General features: G+C 57.4%; 6 protein-coding genes. 4 read left to right on the forward strand and 2 right to left on the reverse strand.

The window, feature by feature from the left end; translation table 11 throughout:
• The first annotated feature begins 11 nt into the window (after positions 1 to 11).
• Positions 12 to 2,054 (forward strand): 30S ribosomal protein S1, encoded by a 2,043-nt coding sequence (locus tag AC5S27_RS01590; protein WP_493932832.1) that lies wholly within the window; start codon positions 12 to 14, stop codon positions 2,052 to 2,054.
• 109 nt (positions 2,055 to 2,163) lie between these two features.
• On the opposite strand, the gene AC5S27_RS01595 is transcribed toward AC5S27_RS01590, so the two are convergent.
• Positions 2,164 to 6,705 (reverse strand): choice-of-anchor D domain-containing protein, encoded by a 4,542-nt coding sequence (locus tag AC5S27_RS01595; protein WP_493932833.1) that lies wholly within the window; start codon positions 6,703 to 6,705, stop codon positions 2,164 to 2,166.
• Positions 6,706 to 6,983: 278 nt separating this feature from the next.
• Between AC5S27_RS01595 and AC5S27_RS01600 the strand changes: the two genes are divergently transcribed.
• The 3 genes from AC5S27_RS01600 to AC5S27_RS01610 all read left to right on the forward strand — a co-directional run bounded on the left by AC5S27_RS01600 (position 6,984) and on the right by AC5S27_RS01610 (position 20,412).
• Entirely contained in the window at positions 6,984 to 7,868 is an 885-nt protein-coding gene (locus tag AC5S27_RS01600) for a hydroxypyruvate isomerase family protein (protein WP_493932834.1), read from the forward strand.
• An 808-nt stretch (positions 7,869 to 8,676) separates the two neighbouring features.
• Complete coding sequence (locus tag AC5S27_RS01605) at positions 8,677 to 14,124, forward strand: beta strand repeat-containing protein (protein WP_493932835.1); 5,448 nt, start codon at positions 8,677 to 8,679, stop codon at positions 14,122 to 14,124.
• Positions 14,125 to 14,289: 165 nt separating this feature from the next.
• The gene (locus AC5S27_RS01610) at positions 14,290 to 20,412 is read left to right on the forward strand and encodes an MG2 domain-containing protein (protein ID WP_493932836.1); all 6,123 of its coding nucleotides are present in this window, start codon (positions 14,290 to 14,292) and stop codon (positions 20,410 to 20,412) included.
• A gap of 105 nt (positions 20,413 to 20,517) precedes the next feature.
• Here AC5S27_RS01610 and AC5S27_RS01615 read toward each other — a convergent pair whose 3' ends face one another.
• Entirely contained in the window at positions 20,518 to 24,933 is a 4,416-nt protein-coding gene (locus tag AC5S27_RS01615) for an Ig-like domain repeat protein (protein ID WP_493932837.1), read from the reverse strand.
• Positions 24,934 to 25,120: the final 187 nt, after the last annotated feature.

Below are 25,120 nucleotides of genomic sequence, written 5' to 3' on the forward strand. Positions count from 1 at the left end.
CTTTTTCTTTCATGTCTGAATCCAGCATCGCCGGGGCGGATACCACGCTCCCCATCGCCCCCGAAACCGAAACTCCAGTCCACGAAAACATCTCCGAAGCTTCGGCCTCGTCAGCGCCAGTGGGAGAACCGGAAGCTGCGCCGGGTGAACATGCGCCCGTGACGGAGCCTAATTCCGAAGAGCCTAGCGATTCCGAGATTGCTCCGAAGATCGATCCCGAGCCGGAGGCTGAGCCTATCAGCGAACCCGGGCCTGATCCTGAAGATGAGCCGGCGAATGCGCCTGAGCCGCTGCCGCATGAAGAGGCTGTCGTTGCTTCGCCGTCTTCGCCTGTGGCGGCTTCTATTGGGCATACGGTGACCCCTCAGCCTGAACCGGAGCCTGAACCGGAAGAGTCTTTTGCTGACATATTTTCGGAGTTTCAGCGGACGAGTTCGCGGCGCGAGCCGGGCGGGAGCCAGATTCGCGGAACCGTGGTCAGCATTACGGCTGACTCGGTGCTGGTGGATATTGGTTACAAGTCGGAGGGCATTCTGCCGCTGACGGCCTTTGTTGCCCATAAAGAACAGCCCAAGGTTGGGGATGCGCTACAGGTTTCCGTCAAAGGGCGTGATGAGGATGGTTATTACCAGCTGAGCCTTTTCCGGACTGCGATTCCGAAGGACTGGACTAGCCTGGAGCGGGCCTTTGAGCAGAAGTCGACCATCGTTGGCACGGTGACTGCCGTGGTCAAGGGCGGACTGCATGTCGATGTCGGAGTGAAGGCGTTTCTGCCGGCTTCGCGGAGCGGTGCGCGCGATGCGGCGGAGATGGAGAAGCTGATCGGCGAAGAGATTCGCGTGCGGATCACCAAGCTGGATGTTGCGGATGAGGATGTAGTCGTCGACCGGCGCGTGGTTACGGAAGAAGAGGCGACCGAGTCGAAGGCTCGCCGCTACGCCGAGGTCGAAGAGGGTGAGGTGCTCGACGGCACGGTGCGCAGCATCATGGACTATGGTGCATTCGTTGATCTTGGCGGTGTGGATGGGTTGCTGCACATCAGCGATATCGCGTGGAGCCGCGTTGCGAATGTTGGCGATGTGCTCACCGTTGGTCAGCAGCTTGAAGTGAAGGTTCTGAAGATCGATCCTGAGACGAAGCGGATCGCGCTTGGGTTGAAGCAGTTGCAGGCGCATCCGTGGGATGCCGTCGCGGAGAAGTACAAGGCAGGGGATCGTGTTCGTGGGGTGGTTACACGGACGGCGGACTTCGGAGCGTTTGTTGAGCTTGAGCCTGGGGTCGAGGGATTGATTCATCTCTCGGAGATGTCTTGGTCGAAGCGTATCTTCCGCGCCACGGAAGTGGTGAATGTGGGCGATGTGATCGATGCGCTCATCCTGAATATCAGCTTGCCGGAGCGGCGCATTTCGCTGGGTCTGAAGCAGGCTCTGGGTGATCCGTGGGCTAACGCTTCGTCTCAATTTGCTCCGGGAACGATCGTTGAAGGACCGGTGGCTAGCATCACCAAGTTTGGCGCCTTTGTGCAGATTGCGGAAGGCGTGCAAGGGCTGGTGCACATTAGCGAGATCGTTCCGGATCGAAGGTTGAATCATCCTTCGGATGTGCTGCGCGTCGGAGAAGTGGTGAAGGCGCTGGTGCTGGATGTGGATACGGACAAGCGGCAGCTCAAGTTGAGTATCAAGCAACTCATCCCGACCAGTCTCGACGAGTTTCTTGCGGAGCACAAGGCGGGCGACACGGTAACTGGTCGCATCGTTTCCGTGGATGGCGGCGTTGCGCAGGTGGAGTTGGGTGAGGGTATTGTCTGCGCCTGCACGCTGCCGGTTGTTGCAACTGTAGCTGAAGAGCCCAAGGCTGAGCCTGCGCCGGCGAAAGTCGATCTTTCGGCGCTGAGTTCTATGCTGAAGACGAAGTGGAAGACTGGCACGGATGCTGGTTCGGCGAAGTTGAAGGCCGGCGGTTCTGAGGCGGCAAAGGCTGGTCAGGTACGTAATTTCCGCATCATGAAGATCGATGTGGGATCGAAGACGATCGGCATCGAGTTCATCAGCTAAAGAAATCTCTCAACGCAATAGGAAATGCCCGTATCAACGCTCCCTGGGAGAGTTGATACGGGCATTTTGTTTAGGCTGCAGAGCGGCCGTTCACCGCTCTGCATGTTAGCTAGTTGCCGGTGCCGGTGAGTGCTACCGATTGCGGGGAGGCTGCTCCGTTATCCGCAATGGTCAGCGAAGCGGAGACTGCGCCGGTTGCCTTGGGAGCGAAGGCTACATAGACGGTGCAACTTGCTGAGGGTGCCAGCGTTGCTCCGCAGGTATCGAGAGCGACGAAGGAGGTTGGACTGCTTCCGGTGAGAGCGATGGACGTGAGGTTCAACGTTGCTGTGCCGCTGTTGGTGAGCGTGATGGCCTGTGCTGCGGAGGTTGAGCCGCTCTTGGTGGTTGGGAAGGCAATGCTGGTCGCGCTCAGTTTGACGGAGGGAGCAGCAGCGCCAGTGCCGGTGAGAGTGACAGTTTGCGGTGAGCCGGTGGCTGTGTCGGCGACGCTGATCGATCCAGTGAGGGTACCCGCTGCGGTTGGTTTGAAGGCTACATACAGCGTGCAGGACGCGCTTGCAGCCAGGGTCGATCCGCAGTTGCTGAGCTCGACGAAGGAAGTTGCGTTCGTGCCTGCCAGGGTTACGGAGTTGATGGTGACACTGGTGGTGCCGGTGTTGGTCAGGGTGACCAGTTGAGCATCGCTGGTGGATCCGGTGATGGTTGCCGGGAAGGCGATGGAGGTTGGCGATACGGTTAGCGTAGGAGAAGTAGCGGCACCGCCAGTTCCGCTGAGAGCTACCGTCTGCGGCGATCCGGCGGCGTTGTCGGTTGCATTCAATGTCGCTGTGAGGGTTCCGGTGGTGGTTGGCTTGAAGGCTACGGTGAGTGTGCAGTTGGCTCCTACTGCCAGTGAGGTTCCGCAGGTGTGAGCGGTGAGCACAAAGCTCGACGCGTTTGCACCGGCGAAGGTGTAGGAGTTCACTGAAACTGGGGACGTTCCAGTGTTGGTGACGGTAATAACCTGAGTTGCCGATGTTGCACCGACGGCCGTTGCGGGGAAGGTGAGGCTTGTGGGAGAAAGCGCGACTGTAATGCTGGATGCGGCGGTGCCAGTGCCACTCAGAGCGACGGTCTGCGGCGATCCGGTTGCGTTGTCCGCTGCTGCGAGACTTGCTGTTTGCGCTCCGACAGTGGTTGGTTTGAAGACCACGGAAAGTGTGCAACTGGCGCTCACAGCGAGTGAGGTTGTGCAGGTTTTTGTTGCGATGGCAAAGGCGCTGGCGTTGGTTCCCCCGATGGTGAAAGAGGTCAGCGTGACAGCGGTTGTTCCTGTATTGGTGAGAGTGATTACCTGCGCCGCCGAGGTTGCGCCAACGGTCGTGGAGGCGAAGCCTACACTGCCCGGAGAAATTGAAACAGTGGTGGAGGAAGCTGCCGTTGCGGTTCCGGTCAGCGCAACCGTCTGTGGAGATCCGGCCGCGTTGTCGGTGGCGTTCAGAGTTGCTGTTAATGTACCCGCTGCGGTTGGCTTAAAGGCGACGGTGAGTGTGCAACTTGCTCCGACGGCCAGTGACGTCCCACAAGTATGAGCCGTAAGCACGAAGCTTGAGGCGTTGGTTCCTGCAAAGGTGTAGGAATTAACGGTTACTGCTGAGGTCCCTGTATTCGTTACGGTGACAACCTGGGTGGCAGACGTGGCACCTACCGCCGTTGATGGGAAGGTTAGGCTCGTAGGCGAGAGGGAGACAGTAGTGGTAGAGGCAGCGGTTGCAGTGCCGGAGAGAGCTACTGACTGGGGCGACCCGCTTGCGTTGTCCGCGATGGACAGACTGCCGGTGAGCGACCCGGCTGCTGCCGGTTTGAACGAGATCGAAAGTGTACAATTGGCGCCCACTGCGAGCGAGGTTGTGCAGGTCTTGGCTGAGAGTAGAAACGAAGAGGCGTTGGTTCCACCGATCGTGAATGAGCTCAGAGTGACTGCCGTTGTGCCGGTGTTGGTTAGAGTGACGACCTGTGCCGCCGAAGTGGTGCCGACAGCCGTTGACGGGAAGGCGAGACTAGTCGGAGACACCGTCATGGTCGTCGTGGTGGCTGCAGCGCCGGTGCCGCTGAGAGCAACGGTCTGCGGTGAGCCGGTGGCATTGTCAGCGACCGAAAGGGACGCGGTGAGCGCACCGGCGGCGGCTGGCTTGAATGCGACGGATACAGTGCAGCTTGCAGACGCCGCCAAAGTCGACGCACACGTGGTGGCTGACTTGACGAAAGAGCTGGCGTTCGGACCCGTGAGGGTTTCCGAGGTCAGGGTTACCGAGGCGCTGCCGGTGTTCTTGATGGTGACAGTTTGCGCTGCGGAGGTTGCACCAACGGTAGTGGAAGCGAAGGTTAGGCTGGTGGGTGAGACCGACACGCTCAGGGTGGTACCACCGGCGACGCTTGACCAGTTGTTCACCAGATTGGTTGCGTTCACCGAGCCCAGGCCGGTCGCCTGGTCATACCCAGTCGTGGTCGGATAGCCGGTCACGATACCGTAGGCGTCTCCGCTCGTGTTTGTCGTGCAGTTTCTGGAACCGGTAGTGCATGGCTGCTCAATGTTGCCGTAGGTCGTGTCGTAGAAGTTGCAAGCATTTCCATTCTTGACGGTGCTTGAGTTGCAGTTTGCCAGGTTGTCTTTCTTGGCAAGCGCGTAGAAGTAGGGGTTAGCGAGACCCTGCGCTACACCGCCTTGCTTTTGCTGCACCAAGGCCATGATGCCTGCCAAAGCCGGCGACGACACCGACGTACCGCCTACCTCCTGATAGATGACCTGAGTGTTGTCAGCGTAATTACAGGATTTGTCCGGAGAGTTCGAGGCTACGCAGATCAGGTATGCGCTGCCATTCAGCCCATACGGATAGCCGCTTGAGGCAAAAAGCGAAACATCAGGCAGATAGCGGTACTGCGTACCGGGCATTCCGGTCACGCCCTTCTGCCAGGCAGGCTGTGCGTATCCGCCTCCACAGGTGGAAAACTCGCCGCCGGTCGATGTGATGCAGGAGCTTACGCCTCCGCTGCCACCCGTTACCTTAACGAAGTCCGGCGCATATGCGGTTGCTCCAGTGACCACCTGATTGCACACCTCTTCGAGCGTGGTGAAGCCGTACAACGGATCCCAGAACCGGTCGAGCAGGAGCTGGCTGGCGCATGTGCCGTTCCATGGAATCTCGGGTATGTAGCCTAGCGCGTTCGACAAGTTTGAGGAGGAATTCGTGGCGCTCCAGTACGTGGTGCGATAGTTCTGCCAGGCGAAATCGGTGCCGCCGACGGCGGTCACATAGGGGCTGGATGCCCAGCCGTTTACCTGCAACCCGTATCCGGCGGGCGCGGGGAAAGTCGTGGCGTCGGAGTTGTCGCAGCCTGTTGATCCCTGGTCGCCTGAGGACTCAAAAATGCTGATACCCTCCGCTGCTCCCTGCTGATAAATGGCGTTGAGTGCCTGATTGCCAGCCGTTCCTAATGCAATTTCGCACCCGCCGTAGCTGGCGCTCATGATGGTGGCGACGGTCGGATTGTTGACGATGTACGAATCCGAAAGCTGGCCACCGAAGGTGGTCGCGGTCGTCTTGCTGATGACTACCGCAATATTTGCATCTGGAGCTGTCGCGCCTGACCACTCTGTATCAAGCGTGTTTTCCACCAGCGATCCCTGGTCGATACCCGGGTCGGCGCCATTGATAATTTGCTTGACTGTGCCTGTAAAGCTGCCTAGTCCAAGCGTATTGCGGAAGGTCGTTATATCGCTGGGGTTGAGATCTGTGACTGCAGAGATAGCAATGGTCTGCCCTTTGCCAGTGATTCCAGCGTTCCACAGCGGAAGCAGGTTATAGATCGTGGCAAAGTCGTAAGGGGTAATGTCTTCTTCTGGATTGCTATTTTGATTGGTGAATCCGTACATCGGCTTCGGGTTGCGCGAATTGGAAGCTACCGGGGTTACTAATCCGGTCTTCGGGTCACGCCGCACATATCGGCCCTTGACCGACTGATGGGTAGGGAAAAAATCGTGCAATGAAGCTACGCCGCCCACAACTGGCGCCAGCGCCTCAGGAATCTGAGGGTCCCGGTCGTTGGCGATATGCTGCTTCCCATCAACTAAGTAGTTATGCATTTCCAGGTGGAAGGCATTCTGGACTTGGCCAGCTGTGCCGGAGAATTCGATAAAGACGCGACCCTTAGTGACCTGGTAGATCGAGAAGCCATGGTTCTGTAGCCAGTTTGTCACCTGCGCGATATCGTTGTCGGATGGACCGTAGAGTTCTCCAAAGAGCTCTGGCGTCAACCAGTGGTGAAAGTTAGGGGACTTTGGATTGAGCTGCTCGCCCAGGAATTTTTCCAGCGCAGCTTCTTGTTCGGGACTTCTTCGCAGTAGCAACTGCATTCGCTCCATTGGGAGCTGAGGATCAACAATGCCTCTTTCGAACTGCGCGTGCGCCATCGGATGCGTGTTGCCGCGCAGGGTGACGAGCCGGGCATCATCGATGCGGTCAACGACCCGGGAGGGTATCAGCGGAGTCTCAGTGCTTTCCCCCGTCTGGCTTAGGATCTGGGCGGTTGCGGGAACCCATGCGGATATCCCCAGGATGAGCAACAGGCTGAAACAAGAGATAAATCGAGCTGAACTTGACCTTCGCATAACAATTTTCCTTCCGGGGCAATGCCGCAGGTGCTGATTGTTGAACTGGCCATCGTTTGGGGATGAGGATGGTCTTACCCAATCTGCGTAAACGCGGATCGAAGTCCCTCAACGAATTTTGTTGAGGCTAGGATTCACTGGCGCAGCCAGCAACCGAGTCCGGGGGAGGATGGGTAGTTTGTCCCGTAAAACAGAGGTTGTCAATGGCCTTGAGGAAGTATTCTAGGTCGGTGCTTGCACGGTGCATTGATCCTTGTCCGCCCACGGAGTGGTACGCCATGAGTATTCTGAATCGCCGCCAGGTTCTTGGAACTGGCATAACCTGCGCAGCCGGTGCCCTGCTTCCTTCGTCTGCATCGTCTGCTGCACCGTCCGGGCAGGTGAAGCATGCGGTGACGCCGCGGGGCAACCGTATCCGGCAATCAGTCTCGCGGTGGTGCTACGAGAAGATTCCGCTCGACGAGCTCTGCACGGCGGCGGCGGCGATGGGTTTGAAGGGAATCGACCTGCTTCAGCCGGAGGACTATGAGGTTCCCGGACGCTACGGACTGGTGTGCACGATGGGATATGCCGGCGGCGGGGCGATCAATAAAGGGTTAAATCGCGTCGAGAACCATGCCGAGATCGAGGCGGGGTTGCGCAAATATGTTCCTTTGGCAGCCAAGGCGGGTGTGCCGAATGTCATCACTTTCTCAGGGCTCCGCGATGGGCTGTCCGACGAGGAGGGTGCCCGCAACACTGTTGCCGGGTTGCGGCGGCTGCGACCGGTGATCGAGGACCACGGTGTGACGCTCTGCATGGAGTTGCTGAACAGTAAACTGGACCACCCTGGTTACATGTGCGATCACACGAACTGGGGTGTGCGGGTGCTGGAGGAGGTCGGCTCCAATAACATCAAGTTACTCTACGATATCTATCATATGCAGATTATGGAGGGCGATCTTATCGCCACTATTCGCGCCCACGGTAAGTGGATCGGCCACTATCATACAGGGGGAGTGCCCGGGCGCCACGAGTTGGACGAGACTCAGGAAGTCTACTGGCCAGCAGTTATGCGGGCCATAGCATCGACCAACTTCTCAGGTTATGTCGCGCATGAATTTGTTCCCACGGGCGATCCATTGACTTCGCTCCGTAAGGCAGTGGATGCCTGCGATGTGTAAGTTACGGCGCAGTCTGCGTGTACCGTATGCGCACTGTGCGCGCAATTACCCCCAGGATGCATGCCGTTTGTTTCACAGGATATTCATGTTTAGGAACTAATTGGGGCGGACGTGCCCTCTGCATGATGTCGAAAAAATTGGATAAATGGAAAAAATCAGGGATATGTCCCAATTTGAGTCAACTATAGATCTAGCGGGACATTTGTACCTTAGTGGGAAATTTGCAGGATCAATTTCTCTTCCTATTTTTGAAGTACTCCCACTTCGATTACTATTTCGCCAGTCGAACCAGACCAAAGTGGCATTCGCGCTATGGATTTAAGGTAGAAAATCGTATTATTGATACGAGCAACTTCAATGGGGATACGCAGCCATCGGGAGTGCTCACCCACCCAAGTGGTCAGTTCCGCATATAGGTCTTCACTCAACTGGTTGATACCGCCGTGGTTCGCTCTAGATTTCTGCTTCGTCAGAGCTGCTGGATTGAACCCGAGTCAGTCACTACCGGTGGATCTCGGCACAAGCCTCCCAGGTTTGGTCAGGGAATGAGATCAGGGATACCACTCCAGGAAACACGGGGCATAGTTTCGACTGATCCGACGCAGGTTTCGACATGATTTCAACATGACTCGTAAACCCGTCCTTCGCGGTCCAGACGTTCCGCCTTCTCTTGGTTTGCCGAAGTCCTCTTTGCGCGAAGAGTGCTGCGGCATGGTTACGGTCCGCGTACGACAGGATTCCCGGATTGGGTTTGCTGCTCGCGTAGTTGTTTGCGTATTTTGAAAGAAGACCCTGGAGGCAATACGAAATGTCTGTTGTGAGGAAATCTGCCGCTCGTGCTCCGCTTACCTATGTTGGCCATTTTCAGAACTGCCGCAAGCTGATTGGCGCGGCTCTTGGACTTTTTGCCTTTGCCGGTCTTTCAGGTACCCCAGGCGCAGTGGCCCAGGTGAACGTAACGACGTATCACAACGACATCGGGCGCACGGGGCAGAATCTGAGCGAAACTGCGCTCAATCTTTCCAACGTCAACGCGACTCAATTCGGCAAGCTGTTTTCGCAGCCTGTGGATGGGCAGATCTACGCGCAGCCGCTGTACATGTCGAATGTGTCTATCAACGGCGCGACGCACAACGTGGTCTACGTGGCAACGGAGCATGATTCGGTCTACGCCTTCGACGCTGATCTGAACAGTGGCGTGGATGCAAGCCCACTCTGGCAAATTTCTTTCCTATCGGCGGCACATGGCGCGGCGGCCGGAGCGACGACGGTCTCCTCAAACATCGTCAGCACGGATATTGCTCCTGAAGTCGGCATCACCGGAACACCGGTGATCGACCCGTCAACGAATACGCTGTACATCGTTGGTAAGACGATGGAGAACAGTAAGGCTGTGCAGCGTCTGCACGCCTTGGACATTACCTCCGGCGCGGAGAAATTTGGCGGCCCAGTGGTAATCACGGCGACCGTTGCCGGTACCGGAAACGGGAGTGTTTCGGGTTCTTTGACCTTCGACCCACTTTGGGAGAACCAGCGGCCCGGACTGCTGCTGTTGAATGGAATTGTTTATATCGGCTTTGCCGCGCACGGAGACAACGGTCCGTGGCATGGATGGATTCTCGGTTACAACGCGAGCAGTCTGAAACAGGTCGGCGCTTATAACGCTTCGCCGAACGGGACAGGCTCGGGTTTCTGGATGTCCGGTGAAGGTCTTGCCGCCGATGTCCCCGCGGGCAAGCCATACGGGCGCATGTTTGTTCCGACCGGCAATGGTGACTACAACGCAACCAAGCCCTACACCAATAACATGGATTACGGCGATAGTCACCTGGTGCTTGACCTGACAAACGGTCAGCCTACGGTGGTCGACGAGTTCACTACCAACCAGCAGGCAACACTGAATTCTCAGGATGGTGACGTGGGATCGGGCGGTATGATCGTGCTGCCGGACCAGACGGGTCCCTACGCGCATCTCGCGGTCCAGGCGGGCAAGGGCGGTACGCTGTATCTGCTCAATCGCGATAACATGGGTGGGTACAACACGACGACTGATCAGGCACTGCAGGAGCAGGGGCCGGTTGGAACGCTCGGCGTGTGGAGTACACCTGCTTACTGGAATGGCAATGTCTATTACTGGGGCCGATTCGATTATCTGAGATCCTACCCGCTGCTCTCCACGGGGCTGCTGTCGACTACGCCCACCAAGTCCATTGAGACTTACGGGTACCCAGGATCGACGCCGTCAATTTCTGCAAACGGGACTTCACAGGGTATTGTCTGGAGCATCAACTCCTCGGGCTATGCGAACTCGCCTGCCACTCCTGCGATTCTGCAGGCGCACAGCGCGAGCAATGTTGGGATTACGCTCTACTCGAGCAGCACCAATGCGGCGCGCGACGCGGCTGGCGTTGCGGTGAAGTTCGCCGTGCCCACGGTTGCCAACGGCAAGGTGTACGTCGGGACATCAACAGAACTCGACATCTATGGATTGATCAACGGCAACAATCAGACCACCGCCCCGGTCATCACTCCCGGAACGGAGAATTACAGCGGAACGGTCTCAGTCACGATCACGGATGCTACCGCTGGAGCATCCATCTTCTATACGACGGACGGTTCTGCAGCGACAACTAACTCTACGCTGTATACCGGTCCGATCACAGTGAGTTCTACTCAGACGATCAATGCCGTGGCGAGCGCTGCCGGCCTACTGGTAAGCGCGCAGAGCTCTGCGACCTACACGAACGTCTCCCAGGCCGCCTCCGTAACCTTCAGCCTGCCGACGGGCACTTACGGCTCCGCACAGACTGTGACGCTGACGGATTCCACTCCGAATGCGACTATCTACTACACTCTCGACGGTTCAACCCCGACGACTTCTTCGGCGGTCTACACCAGCGCGATCACGGTAGGTTCGACCGAGACCATCACGGCGGTGGCAAATGCTCCGGGGCTTGGTTTTGGTCCGGTGATATCGCAGACCTATACAATTCAGCTGGGCGCCACTGGGATCAGCTACGGACAGGGCTTCGCTGCTTCGGCCGGCCAGGTGATCCTCAATGGTGCCGCGCAGTTAAACGACTCACGCCTTCAGTTAACCAATGGCGGTTCGGGGCAGGCGGCAACGGCCTGGTACAAGACGCCGGTGAACATCCAGGCATTCACCAACGACTTCACCTTCCAACTCTCGAACCCCGTAGCCGACGGAATTACCTTCTCTATTCAGAACGGGGCAAATGCCTATAACTCGTTGGGCGGGAACACTTATGCCCTCGGATATGCGCCAATTGCAAATTCCATCGCCGTGAAGTTCGATCTCTATAACTCTGCCGGCGAGGGCAATGACTCAACGGGCCTCTACTTGAATGGCGCCAATCCGACAGTACCTGCGATCGATCTGACATCGACGGGGATCGACCTGCACAGTGACGATGCGATGGCCGTGCACATGACCTATGACGGTAAAACGCTGACGATGCGAATCACCGATATGGTCACATCAGCCCAGTGGTCGACCAGTTGGGCTGTGAATATTCCCGCGACTGTTGGAGGCAACACGGCATACGTTGGCTTTACCGGATCGACCGGAGCCTACTCTTCAAGCCAGAAAATCCTCACATGGAGTTTCGTCAGCAGTGCGCCGAGTTCGACAGTCGCTGCTACGCCGACCTTCTCAGTGGCGGCCGGCACTTACAGCAGCGCACAGTCGGTGACACTCTCCGATTCCACAGCCGGAGCGTCGATCTACTACACCACGAACGGCAGCACGCCGACCACGTCATCTACCCTCTACTCAGGTCCGATCGCGGTGTCGTCGACAGAGACCATCAACGCGATCGCGGTAGCCTCCGGCTATACGAACAGCGCGGTCGCGACGGCAGCTTATACCATCGCGACGGCAGCGGCTACGCCAACCTTCTCCGTGGCGGGTGGCACCTATACCAGCGCGCAGACCGTAACCATTAGCGATACGACGACCGGGGCCACCATTTACTACACATTGGACGGCTCGACGCCAACAACCTCATCCGCCGTGTACTCGGCGGCAATCAAGGTGTCATCATCAGAAACCATCAAGGCTATTGCCGTGGCCAGCGGTTACTCAACCAGTGCCACGGCGAGTGCTGCTTACGTCATAAATTTGACTGCTGCGGCAACTCCGACATTCAGCCCTGTTGCGGGCACCTATACAAGTGCTCAGACGATTGCAATCAGTGATAACACGGCTGGTGCGACCATTTACTACACCACAGATGGCACCACGCCGACAACATCGTCAACCGTGTATTCCGGGACTTTTGTCGTCAACGCCAGTAAGACGGTGAAGGCGATCGCGGTGGCGAGTGGGTATTCGACCAGCGCGACAGCAAGTGCGGCTTACGTGATTAACCTGCCTGCTGCGACTCCGATCTTCTCGCTTGCGGGAGGCTCCTATACCTCTACTCAGACCGTTTCGATCAGCGACACGACGAGCGGGGCAACGATCTACTACACCACCAACGGTACTAATCCGACCACATCGGCAACGGTCTATTCCGGACCGATCACCATAACGTCCACTCAGACGATCAACGCGGTTGCGGTTGCGACTGGGTACTCTACCAGTGCTGTTGCGAGCGCAACTTACACCATCACTACTTCGAATCAGGTCGCGGCGCCGGTCTTCAGTCTTCCCGGTGGAACGTACAACGCCGAACCGGTGATCGCCATGAGTGATGCAACCCCGGGTGCGGTGATTCACTATCTCATTACGGGTGCTACGCCTACGGCAACCTCGCCGGTCTATACCGCGCCGATAACCTTCAATCAGACACGCACCGTGATTGCTTATGCGGTAGTACCAGGTATGACGGATAGTCCGTACACTTCGGCTACTTACACGCTTGTGTGCAGTCCGCCCGTCGCGAATCCTGTGTCCGGGACGTATACGGGTACGCAGACTGTGACGCTGACCACCGCGACCCCGCACGCGACGATTTTCTACTCCACAGATAACACGCTTCCGGGGCCGAGCTCTAAGAAGTACACGACACCCCTCACCGTGAGTACAACGTCGCATATCAACGCAATTGCGATGCAAACCGGCTTCACCAGCAGCACTACATCGCTGAACTACTACGTGATTAGCTCGGGGACAGCTTCTCCGACGTTCTCCCCCGCGGCAGGCACTTACACTTCTGCGCAGACTGTAACAATCAGCGACGCGACGTCTGGTGCAACGATCTACTACACGACCAATGGCACTACGCCCACAACGTCGTCCACAGTCTATTCGGGACCGATTACGGTTTCGTCGACTCAAACAGTCAAGGCGATTGCTGTCACGTCTTCGCTTGGAACCAGCTCCGCTAGTTCTGCGGTTTACACGATCACGTCTCCAGCGGCAGCGCCAGTATTCTCGCTTGCCGCAGGGACCTACAGCACGACCCAAACGGTCACATTGACCGATGCCACAGCTGGCGCGTCGATTTACTACACGACCGATGGCTCGACACCGAGCACGTCCTCAACCCTGTACTCGGGTGCGATCACCGTCAGCGCAACGGAAACCATCAAGGCTCTTGCCACGGCGACGGGTTACTCCACTAGCCCTGTTACCACCGCGGCGTACACTATCAGCACCGCGGCTCCTGTAGTGAACTTTGCTTCACAGTTCACTACGACTGGCCTCAACTTCAACGGTGCAAGGATCATCAACAACGTGCTCCAGTTGACGGATGGAGGCGCAGGCGAGGGCCACTCAGCTTGGTTTACCACGCCGGTGAACGTGCAGAAGTTCACCACGGACTTTAACTTCCTGCAGGCTTCAGCCACCGCGGATGGTTTTGCGTTTGTCATCCAGGCAGCGCCCAAGAATATCTATGCTCTGGGCGGTAATGGGGCTGCGCTGGGTTATGGCGGCATTACGAACAGCGTTGCGGTGAAATTCGATCTGTATAGTAACGCGGGCGAGGGCTCTGACTCGACTGGTTTCTATACGAATGGCGCTACTCCCACTGTTCCATCGGTGGATATGAGCAGCTCTGCGGTCAATCTCCACAGCGGCGATACAATGCATGCGCACATCACCTATGACGGCACAACCCTGACGCTGAACATTACGGACACAGTCACCAACGCAAGCTTCACGACTTCCACGGCCATCAATATTCCGACGGCGGTCGGCGGAAGTACGGCTTACGTCGGATTCACGGGCGGTACAGGCGGCCTGACGGCGATCCAGAACGTCCTGAACTGGACTTATAGCGTCAACTAGCCTTTCCACGTAACCGTAAGAATCAAAATCCACAAAACCCGCCTGTGAAGGCGGGTTTTGTGCTATTTGCGAACTGCCACTGTCGATCGTGTTGTGGATTATCTCTCTTGAAGCACCCGCATGGGCGTATTCTCAATTCGATCCGCCGAACAGGAGAATTCCGGCATGGTATCCCGTCGCGTACTCTCGCTCTACGCCGCCGCTGTGTCGCTGTTTCTTTGTCCGTCGAACCATGCCCAGACGATGGGTACTGTCCATGTGGAGGAGTCTTCGGCGCGACTCAGCTTTCCAGGAAATCATTTCCATTTTGCCTTGGAGATCACAGACGACTCTTCCCCACTTTCCGTGCGGGTGCGGGTCGAATTGCTTGACCCGGAGGATGGCATTCGTTCCACAGGAGAAGTGGCTTGTGAATTACGTGCAGGAGCGAATCAGTGCGAGGTCGAGATGTCACCAGCGACTCTTATCTCCCGATCCCGCGACACGGATGGAGATGAGCTGCCGCACTATCGTATTCGTTATGAGGTATCTTCAACCGGAGCGTCTCCCGTCACGGGCTTCCTAGCGCTTGAACGTATCGCGCCGGATCTCGTTGAGCTGCACACGGTTGTGCCTAAGAGCATGCGTCATGGAGGGAGTTATGTGGCTCGGATTCGAGCGCTGCATCCGCTGACACATTTGCCTAGAACAGGTGTGGCCTTGAGAGCAACCTTGGGTGTCAGCTATGGCAAGAAGGACAAGGCAGACGCTGTGGCATCCGGAGAGGATGTCGTGACGGACAACGATGGGTTTGCCTCCGTTTCATTCACTGTGTCTGTGGACGCTGATGTCTCCTCTGCTGAACTCAACATTCAGGGAACGCTTGCCAATCTGCATTTCGGCACTACTCAGACTCTCACGGTCCCAGAGACGCCGCGATTCGATCTGACTACGGATAAGCCGCTGTATCAGCCGGGACAAACGGTACACGCTCGCCTATTGTTGCTTGACCGCAACGGCCTTGTCGAAAGCGGGAAGAGGATTAGAGTAGACGTGACTGATCCGGACAGCACGCTTGTGTATCGTGCCGAGGCTACGACGTCCAGCTTCGGTATCGCTGCCGTCGACTGGCCTGTTCCCGACCGTATGCGCCTCGGCGAATACACCCTTCAGGCGGAAGTCCTGGGCGACCGGGACGCGCAGCAGAGTGCAATGGCGACGCTGCTCTTGAGCCGTTACGACCTCCCTACCTTCGTCGTTTCCCCGCAGCCGGACAGGCCCTTCTATTTGCCGGGTAGCAATGCGGTTGTGGATGTTCGCGCCAATTATCTTTTTGGCAAACCCGTCCTCCATGGTCACGTGCGCGTGGTTCGCGAGGACGATCGTACGTGGAATTTCGCGGAGCAGCGATACGACACCAAGGAAGGCCAGACGATCTCCGGTGAGCTGGATGGAAGGGGGAAGTTTGCCGCGCGGATTCCGCTTGGTTCCTACCTGAAGCAATACCAGCACGAAGATACCTTGAATGCATTCGAGGACTTGCATTTTGCAGCCTATGTGACGGACGCATCGAGTGGGCGAACGGAGCAACGCCGCTTTGACATTCGTATTGCTGCGCAGGCAATCCAGCTTTACTTTACGGGTGAAGCGCAGCCGCGCGGTTTAGAGCAGATGGAATATGTTTCAGCTACGACTGCTGACGGCAGGCCTGTCGAGTGCGATCTTACGCTTTCCCTGCTACCTCATGCAGAGAACGATGAAACAATCGCTCATCGCTTAAGGAGGGCGCGGCTGCTTCAGCATGTGCGCACGGATATTCACGGCCTTGCACGAATCAGTATTCCTGACTATGCCGAGCTGCTGAAGCAGGTCGCGGAGATTTCCGGCAAGAAGTCAGGCGAGGCTCTCGATATTGACAACCTGGATTACGGAGACCAGCCAACTCTGTATGTTTCAGGCATCGATAAGGAAGGGCGCACGGGGTCTAACAGCCAACCTATGCCACCTCCAACAGAGGAGTTTCGAATCAGGACCAACAACGCCATCTATCATCCTGGAGATGTCATTGATATCGATATCGATTCAGCTCGTGCGCAACTACCTCTGACAGTTCAACTCCTGCGCCACACGCTTCAAGGGGATATCACACTCGCCACTCGCGAACTCACCCTGGGGAATGGGCGCGCATTGCTCTCGGTTCCATCCGACATGCGATTCACTGGGTTAGTACTGATTCATGTTCTCGGTGTCGGTGTGCCTTCAACCGGGTCCGCTCGACACGGCAATTACAACTCCATGGACGCTCAAACCAGCATCGGTTCTCACGCTATCTTCTTTCCGCGCGACAACTCGCTCCATGTCGGTATCCAGATGTCGGCTGAGACATACGCTCCAGGCTCGGAAGCGACGGCCGCGCTGACGGTGAGAGGACCACAGGATGCTGATGGCGAGGATACTGCTCCTGCTCCCAGCGCCCTTGGAATTGTCGCGGTGGACCAGGCTGTGGAGGAGCGAAATCGTGCTGATAACGACTTCGGAGGCGGCAATCCCGATCCGTTTTTCTTCCAATGGCGATCAGAGTACGGAGGCTCGGACGTTGCCGGCGGATTCACGCTGCGGGACCTTGGTGAGCTTGACATGTGGAAGCCTATCCCTGAGGGTGCGCAGTTGGCCGCGGAAGTGCTGCTCGCTGGGTTCAGCGCCTCGGTCGATGCACAGAATAACGCGGTCAGTCCGGATCTTGCTAGGGAGTTTCGTACGGTGCTTGATGGCCAGCTCCTGCCGGTCCGTCTGGCGCTGTCGCAATACCTCGGAACTCATACGGAACTGCCTACGAGTACGGAGGAGTTGACTGCGATTCTGGAAGTGAAGCAAATCCATTTCCTTGCACTACGCGATCCTTGGGGCATTCCCTACTCGCTCATATCCACTCCGGAGAGCCAAGGCACGTACACTCTCGCGCTGATGAGTGATGGTCCTGACAAGTTGCCTGGGACGATGGATGACTTTCAGGTTCCAATCGCGAGCTGGAACTGGTTTGCAGGACGCCAGCGTCAGATTGCCCATGCCTTAGGCGCGTTTCACGAGCGCACAGGGCGGTTCATTCGCAACAGGGCTGATCTTCGTGAAGAAATGCAGAGTGAGGCCATTGATTTCGACCGGTGGCGTGATCCGTGGGGGCAGCCTTTTACCTATTCCTTTTTGGTTGAGCAGACCAACTTCGTGGTGCGTATCCTCTCGTCCGGGAATTCTGAGTACCAGTATCGTTCCGGGTCGGAGCGCGGTCCGTATGCGGTGGGGAGCGCCAGCATTGACTACACTGCCGGGTTGCGACAGAGCGTGGATGTGGCTCTCAACCGGTACGTTGCGACACATCCGTATCCAGTCAACATTGACCAGTTGAACTCCGCGCTGCGCCTTTCTGGTATCGATCCGAATGGGCTCGTTGATCCATCGCAGAGGCGGCTCTATGCAACGTTTCGTACACATTCTTTCTATACGGATCGTATACATACCGAGGCGCTTGGCACGCCGGGCAGCGTTCCTCAGAAGCACACTACCATCACGCCAGTCGCGGCCATCTCGGACATGATTGAACTAAGAAGCATGGGTGAGGACGGTAGGCGAAATACGCTGGATGATTTTACGATTGCCAGCTTCTCTCACACGCGCTCCACGCAAAGTGCACAGGAGCCAGAGGCGGTTCATTCCCGACGTAAGACGGTTAATACTGCCGACACGGGAGATATTGCAGGCGTCATCGAAGATCCATCTGGCGCGGTCATTCCAGGAGCAGTGATCGTAGCAAGGAACGTCTTAACCGGTAACGAGTATGAGCAGAAGTCTAACTCTGAGGGCCGCTATCTGATTGGACCGATTCCGGTGGGAATCTACAAGCTGCGCATCACCGCCAGCGGCTTCATGGATCTGCGGTACGACCAGGTACAGGTTTCTGCCGGGCAAACGATGATGCTCGACGCTAAGCTCAATCTTGGCAGCGCGAGCGAAACGGTTGAGGTCAGTGCGTCGCCACTTGCGCTCAATACAGAGAGCGCCTCGGTCGCGACAGCGCAAGTATCGAACCTAGGCAAGCTAGCGAAGATCGCGCCCGGGCTCACTTCAATGGATGCGCGTGGCGGAGCTACGTCGACGCCCCGGCTGCGGAACTATTTTCCTGAGACGCTGCTCTGGCGGCCTGAGGTTATCACCGCTCCGGATGGCACGGCTATGATCCATTTTCCGTTGGCGGACAACATTACGACCTGGAGGCTCTCTGCGGCAGCCTCAACTCTGAGGGGAAATGTTGGCTCAGGCAGTGTGGATTTTCGTGCGTTTCAGCCGTTCTTTGCCGCATTCGATCCGCCTTCCGTGCTGACAGTCGGTGACACGATCGCTCTTCCGGTAACCCTCCGCAACTATTTGGATCATGACCTTACTATGCGTAGTTCGCTAACGGCGGCACCGTGGTTCCAGTTGAGTGGGGAGAATCGTGAGAATACGCCGAATGTGTCCTTGGTGCGCTCTCAGCAATCGGCATCGCCAGTGTTTCTTTTTACTGCTCTCTCGCCTGTTGTCAATGCGCAACAGGAGTTTGACGCGCGGGCTGGCGAGACAGGAGACCGGATCTCGCGCCCTGCCACTGTCCACCCGGATGGCCAGGAAAGTGCGGTCGCAACTGCGGGTATTCTTGGGCCAGGAAATAACACGCTTACGATTACCCTGCCGCCGGCGACTCTGCCCGGAAGTACGGATACGACGCTCAAGCTCTATCCGAATCTGGCAGCGCATTTGAGAGATGCTTTATCGGCGATGGCAACGTATCCCAATGGCTGTGCGGAACAGATCTTGTCGACTGCCTGGCCTAGTCTGCTGTTGCAAAGGTACTCAGCGGCGCTGCCGCAGAGAGACGAAAAACTGCAGCATGAGACTCGGCTTCATCTGGAAGAGGCATACGAGAATCTGCTGGCGAATCAACTTGCCAGCGGCGGCTTCGCTTACTGGCCGCGGGATTCGCGCGCAGATCTTGCTCTTACAGCGTATGCAGTAGAGTTTCTGACCCAGGCGCGAGCTTTCATTACGATAGACGACGGTGTTCTTCGGCGAGCTATGGGGTACCTTTCGAAGCAGCAGTCGCAGGCTGTGGGTGCATCTGGTCTGTGGGTTCGCGTGGATCGAGACGATAAGGCACATCCGGAAGACACGCACGGGAATGCGATGCTTACTGCTTCAATCGCAGCGATGATTGCGGGTGCGCCTGACTCTGAAGCCGTCGTGCATAGAGCTATTCTCGCTATTCAGGCATTCGTGGAAGAGTTTGACGAACCTTACACGCTGGCAAACTACGTTCTGGCTGCATTGTCGGTCAAGGACACGGCGCGGAGCGAGCCTGTGATCAAACGGTTGAAGGCGATGGCTCTTAGTGAGAATGGAGGATCTTACTGGTCCTTAGAGAACAATACTCCGTTCTTCGGCTGGGGCCGGGCCGGACGGGTAGAGGCGACGGCGCAGGTGCTGCGAGCTCTGCTTGCTTCCGGAGCCGCTCCACAGGATGACTTGATAGCGAGGGGATTGATCTATCTCGATCATGAGCAGGATCGGCATACACTTTGGTATTCGACACAGGCGACGGCGCGAGTGTTAGACGTGCTCGCCGAAATCGCTTTGCGTACGCCTTCTTCGACAAGTGCAGGCAGCCCCGGTGTCCTCAGGCTCCATGTGGACGATCAACCTATGATTACTGTGAAATTGCCTGCAGCGAGACAGGATGCCGGGCCAATCTTTGTGCCGCTCGGGTCGGGCTTGCTTTCAGGCACACACCAGGTTACTTTCAATCTTCCAACTGGGTCTCAGTCAGCTACGGCACAGATCGTCTCGTCCTTCTATCAGCCTTGGCTGAAGCAGATTCCTTCGAAAACTGTCAACCATGAGCAGCTTCGCCTTGCGGTTGCCTTTCGTACTACCAAGCCACAACCGGGGAAACCTATCGAAGTATCCGCGAGGATTGAGCGCGTGGGTTTCCGTGGATACGGCATGATGATTGCGGAGATCGGACTGCCGCCGGGTTCGGATGTGGATCGCGCTTCGCTTGAGTCTGCAGTTACGGCCAGTGGCTATCAGATCAATCATTACGAAGTTCTGCCGGATAAGGTACTGCTCTATCTCTGGCCGCGTGCCGGAGGTGTCTCTCTGCGCTTCCGGTTTACGCTGCGCTATGGGATCGATGCTCTCACAGCTCCATCCACGGTTTACGACTACTATAATCCCGATGCTCGTTTTGATCTTGCTCCGCAACGCTTTACGACACGCTGAGTAGAGTGGCTTGTGGATGGAATGCATCTGTGTATTTGTGTATTCGTTCGTCGCAAAAAAAAGGCGGCGTCACATGGACGCCGCCTGGCTGAAAGTCGATTCTGATCACTCGATGGCAACGGGCAGAGCCAGCACGTGAACGAGAGTGCCGCTGGTGGCGGTAACGCTGACTGTTACCGATCCCGTGATCACCTGGGTGATCGCGATCGAAGTACTCTTGCCGTTGTGTTTATCGCCACTGTAAACAGCGGTAATGGTATGCGCGCCCACGCTGAGGGCGGAGGTTTGCAGAGTAGCCGTGCCATCCGAAACAGAGACCGGCGAGCCGATCGCTGTGGTTCCGTCGTAGAACGTCACCGTTCCGGTTGGATTGCTGGTAAGCGCGCTGAGCGTCGCTGTCAGCGTCACCTGCGATCCCGAGGCTGACTTGATGCTGCTCGAGGATATCGCCAGCAGTGTTGCCTTCGGCGTGCTGGAGCCTCCGCAACCAATGCCAATCGGCAGGATCATAGTTAACAGAATCATCCACGTTGCAGAGCGGCGGCGGAAGCCTGGAACGAATAGAAGCAGTCCGGTAAGAATAGCTCCCGCAAGTCCAGTGCTTGCCGCGATGATGTTGTGGGTAGTTGAGGAGCTGTTAGAAGCTGTCGCCGAGGGAGAAGCGGCAGGCGTTGCGATGGTGGCGGTCACAGTTTGCTCCGTTGCGAGAGTGAAGGAAGACGGCGTCAGCGTGCAGGTTGAGCCCGCAGGAACACCCGAGCAGGTCAGGGAAACCGGGCCTGTATAGTCGAGTTCCGGTGTGAGGGTTAGCGTGGTTGAGGCAGACGATCCGTCAGGGACAGTGAGGCCCGTCTGAGCGCTGGTGAAGACGAAGTCGGGAGATCCGACGACGACCTGGGCTGTCGAGCTGGTCGAGTTGAAATTTGGATTGCCCGAATAGTTTGCAGTCACAATATTCGTACCGGTCGGCAGCGTGAACCGCCCACTGTATCCACCGACCTTGCCATTGATGAAGACAAGCGGGAAGGTTCCCAGCGAGGTCACAGGGCCGCCGTTTACTGAGTCGGTGAAGGTGACAGTGCCTTGCGGGTCTTGCTCGATATAAGGGTTGATCTGTACGCCGGTGGCAGTAAAGTTAAGTGTGGTCTGAGCACCTGACGCTACATACCCAGCACTCGTAGTGAAGGTGGTAACAGGCGTGAGCTTAGGCACGGTGAAAGTAATGGTGTTTGCCGAGGTCGAGGGAGCATAAGTCGAATCTCCCTGGTACTGTGCCGTGAAAGTGAAAGTTCCCGCACCGTCTGCATAGTAGATACTCGAACCTTGTCCATTGGTGAGGGTGTTGCCGGTAAACAGACTGCCATCACTGTTGAACAGGAAGACTGTCCCCGTCGGCGTCTGCGCGTTGGCCGTCTTCGGCGCAACTGCGAAGTTGAAGGTGGCGATCTGGCCCATCTGAAGCGTTGTGGCAGATGTCATCTTGAACGTTGTAGTGGTCGGCGTAGTCCCGGATGGGCTGCCGATATGCAGCGTGATCGGGTAGGCGTTGTCAGAACCGAGAGCGATACCGAGGTAGTTCGAATCGCCGCTATAGGTTGCGGTGATAACGTGCACCCCGTTGGCAAACGGTGCGTGGCTGAAGACGACCTGCGGCGCTCCGTCTCCCAGAGGACCGGTGTAAACGATGGGGAGCTGCGAAGAAATCGCAACGCCATTGTCGAAGACCTGGACGGTTCCGGTAGGGATCACTACATTTGAGCCCGACGAGCTGACGAGGACAGCCATCAGGTTGTTCGGCCCACCGATGCTGCTGGGGAAGGTGACCGTCTGTCCCTTTCCTACCGAGATGGGAGTTGCGGAGGAGGAACTCGCGCTAAAGCTGTTATCGCCGCTGTATTGCAGCGTTACGGTGTGCTGTCCGACTGGAATGCTGCCCGAGTCGAGCAGGAATCCGCCGTCTGCGGTAAGTGTGGTGGAGACTAAGCTGGTCTTGCCGTCCACAAGAATGTTGACGGTTCCGGTGGGCGTTCCCTGTCCGGAGGCGCCGGCGATATAGCCCTTGAAGTAAAGATCGAAGCCGAGATATGGAGAAGTACTAATGGGCTTCAGTGAGCTGGTTGCGAAGTCATACTGCTCGATCGCCAGGGATGAAACGCTGGCCTCGGGGGTGATCGTCAGCGGTGTACCGGGTGAAGTGCTGTTGGCATACGTGCCGTCGCCGGCGTAACGAGCCATGAGCGTGTAGGTTCCGCCAGGCAGATCTTTCACCGCGCCGGACCATGTTCCGTCCGAGGCGAGAGTGTACTGATCTCCAGAGCCGTACTTGTCGGTCAGCAGTACTACATCGCCGCTCGGCGTACCGGAAGCAGCCGAAACTGCAACCTTCACATTGATCGGCGTACCATGCTTGGCCGTCGCAGCTCCGACTGTGAGTGCGGTAGTCGTAGTGCTGCCTGCGCCAACATTCTTCCAGCCGCTGACGAGATTAGCGATGTTCACCGACCCAAGCCCGGTCGCCAGGTCGTAGCCCGCGCCAGCCGTAAAGTCGGCCGTGTCCGTGCCGTAGCCGGGCAATCCCGGAACGCTGTTATTCCCCGCAGTCACGTCGTTGAAGATGCAGGTTGCAGGGGCTGTCGGGTCAGTCCTGTTGGTTGAGGAGCATGAAGCGTCCTGCTGGGCTGCCAGTTGATAGAGGACGGGGTTGGGCAATCCTTGCCACTGCCCATTTTGCTGCTCGACCAGTGCCATGATTCCGGCCATCACAGGCGTCGAGATGGACGTGCCGCCCGCCAGGCCAACCTGGTTCAGCGAGATCGAACCTGAATCCGACACGGTATATTGGCAGCCGCCGAGGAAGCAGAGGATGTACGGGTCATCCACCGAAGATGCATTCAGGGCAACGTCGGGTATATCGCGAACGCCGTCCGCCGGCACTCCTGTGCCTGTTTGCCACGACGGTTTCTTGTAGCCTGCTGTGCAGGTGACGTCGCCACTCGCGTCCACTGTGCCTTGCGAGCAACTGCTACGCCCGCCGCCGCCGCCGGCGCTCATGTAATAGGTCTGGCCGTAGGCGCAGTTGTAGCCTTCGACAGGAAGAGTTGGGTCGCAGCTCTCGTTCCAAGCCGCTTCAGGGATATAGCCCAGCGCAGACGCAAAGTCTGTCTGGTTGTTCGAATCCCAATAGTTCATGAACTGCCCGTTCTCGGCAAACTGCGTACCGCCAACGGATACGTTGTAGGGCGTCGAAGAGAGACCGCTGACCGAGTCGCCCAGGGTCGCCGGGGATTCCTGTTCGTCCGAGTCGCACATCCCGGCGCCGCCGTCCCCGGAGGAAACGAAAACGCTGATGCCTTCCGCTGCAGCCTGCTCCCATACGAGGTTCCAGAAGAGATTTCCGGATGGCCCGAGGTGCTGCTCGCACTGCCCGTAACTGAGCGAGATGATCGGCGCTGAAACATTCTCAACCGCATACACCGCGGCAAGTGAAATGCCGTCTGTCGTGCCTGTGCTGGATGCCGTAATGAAATTGATATCGGCGTTGGGAGCCATTGCGCCCATCCACTCCAGATCAAGGGTCGACTCGCCGGCATCGCCGTAAGAAGAGGTGCCTGGGTCGGGACCGCTGATGACGATGTTGGGATCTTTGGCGGGAATCTGGAAAATCTTGCGGAAGACCTGCAGATCCGTCAACTGAATGTTGGAGCGGCCGATGATCGCCACTGACACACCTGTTCCATCGACCGAGGCCGGCAGCGAGGTCGCGCCGTAGATCTTGTGAATGTCGCCGGGCGACAGAAAGTACTCGAAGTTGCCGTTGCCATCGGTAAAGGTGGTATTGCCCTTTACCCGAACCAGCTTGCCGTCAGCATTCTTCTGCGCTTTGCCAAAGTCCACATGCATCGGCTTGGAGCGGAAGTCGTTCAGTGAGAGCACACCCGAGACGACCGGAGCCAGAGCCGCAGGAATCGACAGCTCTTTTGCATTCGCTACGTGCGTTTCCAAGCCGTTCGTCGTCTTCACCTGGTACTTGTGCATGGAGGTCTGGAAGGCGCTCTCGACCGTCGCCGTCGTGCCAGAGAACTCGATTCGCTGACCGCTCACGTTCGGCGTCACGCTTGTGAATCCGCGCGACTGGAGCCATCCGGCGACCTTCGCGATGTCCGAAGGGGACGGCGAGAACTGCGCGCTGAACTGAGCCGGCGTGAGCCACTTGTGATATTGCGCCGATCCCTTCATCTGCTGCGCCTCAATCAGGGCACGCAGCGCCGTCTGCTGGGCGTCGGAAGGCTTCAGCACCAGAACCATGCGGTTCAGCGCCTGGTTGGATGGCAACGCACCGAGGTCCGTAGCAGCTTTGATTTGCGGCGTCACGGAGCCGTGCATCATCGTACGCTGCTGCTCATTGATCGCGGCAGTCACGAGATTGGGAGTGGTCACAAAACTCTGTCCGTGAGCCAGGGAAGCGGCAGCCATCACGAAGAGAAGCGCGTTCCATACTGGACGAAGAAAGCGGAAATTCATTGAGGTCCTCCAGGCAAAATAAGGTCGAGAGAGAAGTCAGGTAGGAAGAGAAGCGGCGGCGGTCGGAGAGTCTCAGTTCATCGGCCGCACGATCGAACGGCAGCGGTTCAAGTAGAAAACTTCGTCTGGTGACATCAATATCTCTCGGCGGTGGATCGGTAGAGCAGAGCGCATCCGGTCTCCGGAG

The sequence above is a fragment of the Acidicapsa borealis genome (genome assembly GCF_059115245.1).

Excerpts from the sequence above, each read along its gene's own strand:
- AC5S27_RS01610 (WP_493932836.1), top strand. The coding sequence starts at position 14,290 with ATGGTATCCCGTCGCGTACTCTCGCTCTACGCCGCCGCTGTGTCGCTG.
- AC5S27_RS01600 (WP_493932834.1), top strand. The coding sequence starts at position 6,984 with ATGAGTATTCTGAATCGCCGCCAGGTTCTTGGAACTGGCATAACCTGC.
- AC5S27_RS01605 (WP_493932835.1), top strand. The coding sequence starts at position 8,677 with ATGTCTGTTGTGAGGAAATCTGCCGCTCGTGCTCCGCTTACCTATGTT.
- AC5S27_RS01615 (WP_493932837.1), bottom strand. The coding sequence starts at position 24,933 with ATGAATTTCCGCTTTCTTCGTCCAGTATGGAACGCGCTTCTCTTCGTG.
- AC5S27_RS01590 (WP_493932832.1), top strand. The coding sequence starts at position 12 with ATGTCTGAATCCAGCATCGCCGGGGCGGATACCACGCTCCCCATCGCC.
- AC5S27_RS01595 (WP_493932833.1), bottom strand. The coding sequence starts at position 6,705 with ATGCGAAGGTCAAGTTCAGCTCGATTTATCTCTTGTTTCAGCCTGTTG.